This window comes from Thermoplasmata archaeon (assembly GCA_038851035.1).
In the GTDB taxonomy this organism is placed as follows: domain Archaea; phylum Thermoplasmatota; class DTKX01; order VGTL01; family VGTL01; genus JAWCLH01.
The window spans coordinates 16393-24537 of the sequence record JAWCLH010000007.1; the positions used below are offsets into that span (position 1 = coordinate 16393).

Sequence of the window (8145 nt, forward strand, 5' to 3'; positions counted from 1 at the left end):
AGGGGGCAGCTTGCGCAGGGCGGCAGGGCCCTTTCAGAGCTCGATGAGTTCCCTCGGCGCCTCCGTGAGAATTCGCGGCTTCCCGCCGGTCACGATGACATCGTCCTCTATCCTCACCCCGCCGAGGCCGGGGATGTAGACCCCCGGCTCCACAGTGAACACCATGTTCTCCTTAAGAATGAGCGACTGGTCGAATATCCTCTGGCCGTCGTGGACCGCCAGTCCCAGGCTGTGGCCCGTCGAATGGGTGAAGCGGCCCTTGAACTCTGTTGCGTCAATGTAACCTGCGACCGCTGCGTGGACTTCCTTGGCGTCCACTCCCGCCCTGATCATGTCGAGCGCTAGGGCCTGCGCCGCGTAAACAACCCAATGCATTCTCTTCAGCTCCTCTGGGGCCCTCCCGAGGACGAGCGTCCGGGTGATGTCCGAGTTGTACCTCCCAAACACGCATCCGAAATCGAGGAGCACGATGTCGCCCCTCCTCAGCACGGCCTCCCCGCTCATATAGTGGGGCTCGGCGCTGTTGGGGCCGAAGGCGACGATGCAGTAGTTTGGCCTCGAGGCGCCCTTCCTCTGCATTCTGTAGGCAAGCTCGGCCGCGAGCTCACTCTCCCTCATTCCCTCCCGGATGAGGCTCGGGGCCTCTCTCGCCACCTCCGAAGCTATCTTACATGCCTCCGAGAGGAGCTCAAGCTCCCTCCCATCCTTAACGGCGCGCGTCTCTTTAATCTCCTGCGAGATGTCCACGAATTCAGCACGCGGAGCCATGCGGTCGAGCTTGCTGAAGCTGGCGTGGGTGAGCTCTTCCGCGTTGACTCCGATTCTCTTCTTCCCCGCGAGAAGAGAACGCAGGAGCTCCTCGGCCTCCTCCTGCTTTTTAAATATGTGCAGGGTGGCGTCCGTCTTTCGGGCAGTGGTCTCCTCGAGTGTGGAGGAGACGAGGTCCACCCCTCCGTCCGGGTGGATGACGGCGGCGCAGCCCTCGAAGAGGCCGTCGGTCAGGCCGCTGAAGTAGAAGAAAGCGTTGTCCAAGTGGGGCTCTACACCGTTGAGGAAAACCGCGCAGTCGAGCTTTCCGCACCGCTCGTATAGCCTCTTGACGCGCTCCCTCATGCACCGGCACCCTGATGTGGGGCCACGGCGATTTGAACGCCGGTCGCCAGCACTCCGGGCCCGCCAGAGGCGGACTCCCCAAGCTGGTAGGATACCAAGCTACCCCATGGCCCCAACGGATGCCGGATGGCGGGGGCGGCTTAATAGTTTTATGGCCTCAGCTCAGGCCTGTTATCCGACCGCTCCCGTCGATGTCCATCCTCTCGGCGGCGGGGACCGGAGGAAGGCCCGGAATCGTTGTTATCTGCCCTGTGAGAGGGACAATGAAGCCAGCCCCGGCGGATATTCTCACCTCCCGCACCGTCAGTCTCCAGCCCATCGGCGCGCCCTTTGCCGCAGGGTCGTCCGTGACGGAGAACTGGGTCTTCGCCATGCAGATCGGCAGGGCGCCGTAGCCATTGTCCTCGATGATTCGGATGGCCCTCTCAGCCTCCTCCGTGTAGTCCACGCCGCCCGCGCCATAGACCTGAGTGGCTATGGTGTGGATTTTCTCCTTCACCGACCAGTCGAGCTCGTAGAGGAAGCGCAACTGCCCCCTTTCCTTCTCCATCGTCTCCAAAACAGCGCGCGCTAGCTCCACCCCGCCCTCCCCACCGTCGGTGTAGACGGTGGAGACAGCGCACCTGACGCCCAAGGCCGTGCAGTGTCTCCTGACCAGCTCGAGCTCTTCGTCAGTATCCTGCGAGAAGCGGTTGAGGGCGACCACCGCGGGCACGTTGAACTTGCGCACCGTTCTGAGGTGCCTGTCGAGATTAGCGAGGCCCCTCTCAAGGGCCGCCGCATTGGGCTCGGCGAGCCTCTCCTTCGGCACCCCGCCGTGCATCTTAAGGGCCCTGATACTCGCCACTAGAACCACGCAGTCCGGCCTGATTCCGGTTCCCCTGCAGACGATGTGGAACGCCTTCTCAAGACCCAGGTCGGCGCCGAACCCCGCCTCCGTAACGGTGACGTCCGCGAGCTTCAGCGCCATCCTGAGCGCCAGAACGCTGTTGCAACCGTGGGCGATGTTGGCGAAGGGGAAGCCGTGGACGAGCACGGGCTGGCCCTCCAGCGTCTGGACGAGGTTGGGGCGGATCGCGTCCTTCAGGAGAAGGGCCATCGCGCCCACGCACTTGAGCTGCAACGCCGTGACCGGCCTCCCGTCCCTCGTGAAGGCTACGACCATCCTCCCCAGCCTCTCCTTCAGCTCATCGATGCTGCTCGAGAGCGCCAGAATCGCGCTCACCTCCGAGGCCGCGGTGATGTCGAACCCGCTCTCGTGCTCCACGCCCCCGTTCCTGCCGCGCCCCACCACTATACTGCGGAGCTCCCTCGCGCTGACGTCGATGACCTTTCTGAGCAGGATGCGCTCCGTGTCAATGTTCAGCGCATTGCCCCTGTAGATGTGGTTCTCGAGCACCGCGCTGAGCAGATTGTGGGCTGCGCCGACGGCGTGGATGTCGCCGGTGAAGTGGAGGTTGATGTCCCACATCGGGTAGACCTGCGCCCTGCCTCCCCCAGTGGCTCCGCCCTTCACGCCGAAAACCGGCGCGAGCGAGGGCTGGCGCAGCGTGCCCATCACCCTCCTCCCGAGCCTCGCGAGCGCCTGAACGAGGCCGATTGTTGTAACGGTCTTTCCCTCGCCCGCGGGCGTGGGCGTGATTGCGGACACCCACACAAGCCTCCCATCCGGGCGGTCCGCCAGCCTCTCAAGGAGCCCTAGATGCACCTTTCCTGTGTACCTCCCGCAGTTCTCGAAGAGCTCGTCAGGGATGCCCGCCTCCGCGGCGACCTCGCATATCGGCCTCACCCAGGCCTCTTGAGCTATCTCGATGTCCGTTTTGATGTGAGTTCCCCCCATCTATCCTTGCGCGTGTGCAACCGGTCTGAGAGTGAGAGCCGATCTCCCCTCCGTCGCCCGCCCCTCGACCCCACCTTCATTCCCACCCCCTTCCCGCAGGCCATTTTCTTCCGCTGCCCGCCTACCCCATCACCTAACACGCCCCCTGCACCCCTGACCCCGCTCTTGTCCTGCCCCCGATTCCCTGAGTCTCTCCTCGCGCCTTGGGGTCCGGGGCTACTCTCCCCTGAACTCCGGCCGCCGCTTCTCCATGAAGGCTCGCATCCCCTCCGCCTTGTCCCGCGTGGTCATGCACTTCATCACAGTCTCCAGCTCGTACCTGAGGCCTTCTTCAAGACCCGTCTCGAGGGCCTTGTTTATCGCAGACTTCGCGAGTGCGACCGCAATGGGCGCGCCCGCGGCGACCGCATGCGCGAGGACCCTTGCCTCGGCCATCAGGCGCGCGGGCGGGACGACGCGATCCACGATTCCGAGCTGGAGGGCGCGCTGAGCGTCAATGGTGTCGCCGGTGAATATTAGCTCGCACGCCCTCGACTTTCCAATGAGTCGGGTCAGCCTCTGCGTGCCCCCGAGGCCCGGGAAAATGCCTAGCCTGACCTCGGGGAGTCCCAGCCTCGCCCTCTCGGACGCTATTCTGATGTCGCAGGCGAGCGCTGTCTCCAGACCGCCGCCGAGGGCGAAGCCGTTTATTGCCGCGATGACCGGCTTTCCGAGCCCCTCGAGCCTTCTTAGGACGCGCTGGCCCAGCTCCGTGAACTCACGGATTTTCTCGGGCGGCATGGAGCTCATGTCCTTTATGTCGGCGCCTGCGATGAATGCCCTGCCCTCGCCAGTCAGAATCACGGCCCTGACCTCGCGGTCCCCCTCCAGCTCCTCGAGAACCCCTTCAAGGTCCCTGAAGACCGCTCCATTGAGGGCGTTCAGCTGGTCGGGCCTGTTGACGAGGACGGTCGCTATCTGCCCCTCCCTCTCCAGCCTGACCACTCTCGCCTTCCAGGGCAGGCCGCTCGCGGCCTGCCGCTCCAGAAGCGCGGGCACGGGGAAGGTCCCCCTCGACCTCTCGCTCAGCCCCCTTACTAGGGCAAGTGTAGCCCCGAGGCCGAGCTCGTTCATCATCGCGAACGGTCCGACCCTCCAGCGCAGGCCGATTGTCGCGCCCGTGTCCGCGTCCTCTATAGTAGCCACGCCCTCCTCGACCATTTTTACGGCAACGCCGAAGACCACGGCCCTCAGACGGTCGGCGACGGCGCCGAACCTCTCCTTGTCCACCTCTCCCGTCAACTCCCAAGGCTTCCCTGAGCCGGCCTGCTTCCTGAGAGACTCGGCCGGCTCGTAGAAAGGCCCGAGGGCCTTCGCGAGAGAGCTCTCGGCATGGAAGGCTATTGGAACGCCCGTGGCGTTCATCAGCTCGAAAGGACCCATCGTGATTCCAAAGGCCTCCTTCGCGGCCTCGTCAATCGTCCGGATGCTGGCCGCGCCCTCCTCCATGAGCCTGCAGGCCTCATTGAGCCACGGCACGAAGAAGCGGTTGACGGCGAACCCGGGTGCGTCCTTCACGCGAATCGGTATCTTGCCGGTTATCCGCGCCAGCTCCATGAGTGCGGACACAACCTCCGGTGCGGTCCTTTCCCCTGCCACAACCTCGAGCAGCTGGTTGACCGCGGCCGGGTAGAAGTAGTGGAGGCCTGCGAAGCGCTCTGGCCTGTGCGTCACCTCTGCCATCTCGGTGATGCTGAGCGAGGACGTGTTGGAGGCAAGAATCGTGTCCGGCGCGCAGACCGCGTCCAGCTCGGCGAAGAGCTTCTTCTTCACCTCGAGGTCCTCGAAAACGGCCTCGACCACCAGCCCCGCGCCCTCCACGGCTTCCTTCATTGATGTGAAGCCCCGAATACGGGCCATCATTTTTTCTAGCTCGTCCGCCTTCATCTTGCCCTTTGCGACCCTCTTCTCAAGGGGCCCCCGAATTCTGGCGAGCCCCGCCTCAACGAATCTCTGCTCGATATCCAAGAGGGAGACCTCGAAACCCGCCTGCGCGAAGGACTGGGCGATTCCTGAGCCCATGTTGCCAGCGCCGACAACGCAGACCTTTTTGATTCCGGCGACTATGTCATCGGCGGTGCTGCGAGGTCTGAACCTGAAGAAGACCCTCCCGTCCTCGAGGGCGATTGTCCTGAACTCAACATCCATCCCGGGGGTCACGTCCTCGTATTTGACGCCGTCTATGCGCGAGGCCACTTTAATTCCGGTGCCCTCGAGCTCCACCACGCCCAGAACGAATGGTACGTCCCTCTCGAAGCCCATCGGGGCTCCCGCTAGCATCGCGCTGTAGTTCACGAGCTTGCCGAACTTTGGCAGGTCCACCCACTCTAGCTCGTCCGAGTTACATGAAGGACAGACCACTCGAGGGTGCCAATGGAGCTCGCCGCACTTTTTACATTTTGTCGTGGTGAGCCTCCCCCTCCTCAAGTTGTCGAAGAAGGGCTGAATTCTCGTGTTCTTCTCCCCCTGGAGGGGGTAGAAGTCCAGCGCCACTGGCAGGTCTATTTTCATTTCTTATCCCTCCCGTAGACGAGGATGCTGTGAACGTTGGCCGAGCCGCTCAGGTTGTGGCTTAGGGCTCTCTCCGCACCCGCGACCAGCCTCTTTTGCGGAACGAGTGAGTTGAATTGCCAGAATATCTCGATGGCCTGCCCGATGCCTGTGGCGCCGAGAGGGTGGCCGCAGCCGAGCAGACCGCCGCGGGTGTTGACCGGGATTTTCCCGCCGATATCCGACTGCCCATCTTCGATGAATTTCCCGCCCTTCCCCTTCTCGCAGAACCCGAGCTCCTCGTACTCCATTATCTCCGATATTGTGAAGCAGTCATGGGTCTCGGCGAAGTCGAGGTCCCCTGGCTCTAGCCGGGCGCTTCTGTAGGCCTCTTTTGCCGCCGCCCTGAGGGGCTCCCAGGTTGCCATGTCCCTGTGCCTGTATATCAGATTCCCCATTGCGCACTGGCCGCTGCCGATTATGTAGGCCGGGGTGTCGCAGTACTTCTTTGCCTCCTCGGCCGGTGCAAGAAGCACCGCGGCCGCGCCGTCGGTGATTCCTGAGCAGTCGAGCAGCCTGAGAGGGGGGGAGACCATTAGAGAGTTCGATATCTCGTCGAGCGTGTACTCCCTCTGGAAGTGCGCGTAAGGGTTTGTGGAGGAGAACCTGTGGTTCTTCTGGGAGACGAGCGAGAGCTGCTCCCTCGTGGTTCCGTACTTCCTCATGTGCTCCTGCGCCACCATTGCGAAGAAGGGTGGGGCCGAGAAGCCCATCACTCCCTCCCAGTCCCTGTCAAGGACCGCCGCCATGGAGGCCTGGGCCTCGAGCATGTTGGGGAGGTTCATCTTCTCCGCCCCGACCGCCAGAGCGAGGTCGCTCATTCCGGTCGCTATCGCCATGTAGGCGACGCGAATCGCGCACTGGCCCGAGGCGCAGGCGAGCTCGGTCCTCATCGTCACTTTGCGCGGCGTGATGCCGAGCGCCTCGGCCACCATTGGCGCCACATGGGCCTGAAATGTGAACCTCTCGGGCTGGGCGGCGCCCACGATTAGGCTGTCGATGTCTTTCTTGTCGAGATTGCGCGTCGTGTCGAAGAGCATCTTCCCCGCCTCCTGCACCATCTCGCGCCAGGAGGCGCTGCGCACCCCCCACTTCGACAGGCCCGCGCCGACTATCGCGACCTTCCGCATTTTATCCCCCGGATGGGGCGGTATGAGTGATATGTATTAAGGATTTTTGGAGGGGCTCTCTCTCGTGATTCCGCAAACCCTGGGGGGAAGGTGTACAATGAATTTCGCCGCCGCGCAATCAGCCTGGGAGCCAAGGACTCTGGCGTCCCGGCGAAAATCCTATAGGGGTGGGGGAGGCCTGGGCGGGTTTGAGGGTGAATGGGCGCGTGTTGGCAGAATGGCTATCCCCTCAATTCCGGCTCCGGCGCGCCGAATCTGCGGAAATTCATCGCCCAGAGCTATTCCGTTGAAAGGAGCAGCATGGGTCGCGATCTGCCGGCTGGGCGGCGAGGTGTCAGGCCGCCGGACCGGCCCCGCTAGAGCAGCATCAGCACAGCCACGCCCGAGAAAGCGACGAGCGCTCCGAGGATGCCGCGCGCGCTCGTCCTCTGGCCGTAGACGACCCAGACAACCGGAATCACGAAAACGGGCATGAGCGACATCAGCGTCGCGGCCACGCCCGCGTCTGCGTTCGCGACCGCAACCATTGATATCCACACGCCTAGGAATGGGCCGATGAGCGTCCCGGCCGCGGTCATTCCCATCCCCTTTCTGTCCCCGAGGGCTTCCCTCATTTTCCCAAGCCTGCCCGTGAGCGAGACGAAGAGGGCGAAGAAGATGGTGGCGGCCAGCATCCGAATCAGGGAGGCCGAGAGGGGACTGAGGGGTCCAGTGTCGGAGGCGTTTATCATGCCGTACTTGGAGAGTACGAGGCCCACGCCCTGTCCCGCGGAGCCGACCACGCCCGCCATGACGCCGAGCGCCTTCTGCCGGCGCGAGAGCGCGGGCTCGAAACTGTTCTCCTCCCTTTCTAGTATCACCCAGCTCACGCCAGCCAGAGTCAGCGCGATTCCGGCAATCGTCCAGGCGGAGAGGAGCTCCCTGAGGGCGAATATGCCCAGCACGACCGAGAATATCGGGTTGATGGCCATCAGGAGCGTCCCCCTCCTCGGGCCGATTATCATCAGCGAGGCGAAGTAGCCTAGGTCGCCTATCGCGAGGCCGATGACGCCGCTCAAGCTCAGGTAGAGCCACTGCGCTCCGTTCGCGGCCGGCGCAGGGGAGCCCAGAATCGCGATGTGGGATATGAGAAGAAGCCCGGAGGCGAAGAGCATGCGCCACATATTGACCGCGAAGGGCCCGATGCGCCTGCTGGCGACTGTGAACGCGAGGGAGGTGAATGTCCAGAGCACCGAGGCCGCCAGCGCCGCCCCCTCGCCGAAGCCGCTCATCGGGCCGGGAACTCCCGTGCTGTATATGTAGTTATTCGGCCGTATTCGGCCGCCCCGGGGGCAGGCTGTTCGTCAGGCCGCCGGACCGGACCGCGCGCCCCTCACCGCCCCCTCTCCTCGACCCTGATGGCCAGTTCCTGACCCGCGGGAGGTTCCACCCGCTCCACACCCGCAAGCTGCACGGGTGAACGCCCCGGGAGGG

5 protein-coding genes and 1 tRNA gene are annotated in these 8145 nt (G+C 63.7%); all 6 read right to left on the reverse strand.

The features are described from left to right. Positions 1-33: 33 nt before the first annotated feature. The 6 genes from QW379_03535 to QW379_03560 all read right to left on the reverse strand — a co-directional run bounded on the left by QW379_03535 (position 34) and on the right by QW379_03560 (position 7943). Positions 34-1113 (reverse strand): Xaa-Pro peptidase family protein, encoded by a 1080-nt coding sequence (locus tag QW379_03535; protein ID MEM2869480.1) that lies wholly within the window; start codon positions 1111-1113, stop codon positions 34-36. 17 nt (positions 1114-1130) lie between these two features. Then, positions 1131-1227 (reverse strand) — tRNA-Pro (locus QW379_03540). A gap of 43 nt (positions 1228-1270) precedes the next feature. Next, entirely contained in the window at positions 1271-2938 is a 1668-nt protein-coding gene (locus QW379_03545; protein MEM2869481.1) for a formate--tetrahydrofolate ligase, read from the reverse strand. A gap of 231 nt (positions 2939-3169) precedes the next feature. Continuing rightward, a complete protein-coding gene (locus QW379_03550; protein ID MEM2869482.1) occupies positions 3170-5503 on the reverse strand; it encodes an enoyl-CoA hydratase-related protein in 2334 nt (777 codons plus the stop codon). After that, positions 5500-6672 carry a beta-ketoacyl synthase N-terminal-like domain-containing protein gene (locus QW379_03555; protein ID MEM2869483.1) on the reverse strand — a complete coding sequence of 391 codons (1173 nt, stop codon included), beginning with the start codon at positions 6670-6672 and terminating at the stop codon, positions 5500-5502. Before QW379_03555 ends, QW379_03550 begins: the two co-directional genes overlap by 4 nt. A gap of 356 nt (positions 6673-7028) precedes the next feature. Then, on the reverse strand, positions 7029-7943 hold the full coding sequence (locus QW379_03560) for a DMT family transporter (protein ID MEM2869484.1): 915 nt from the start codon (positions 7941-7943) through the stop codon (positions 7029-7031). Positions 7944-8145: the final 202 nt, after the last annotated feature.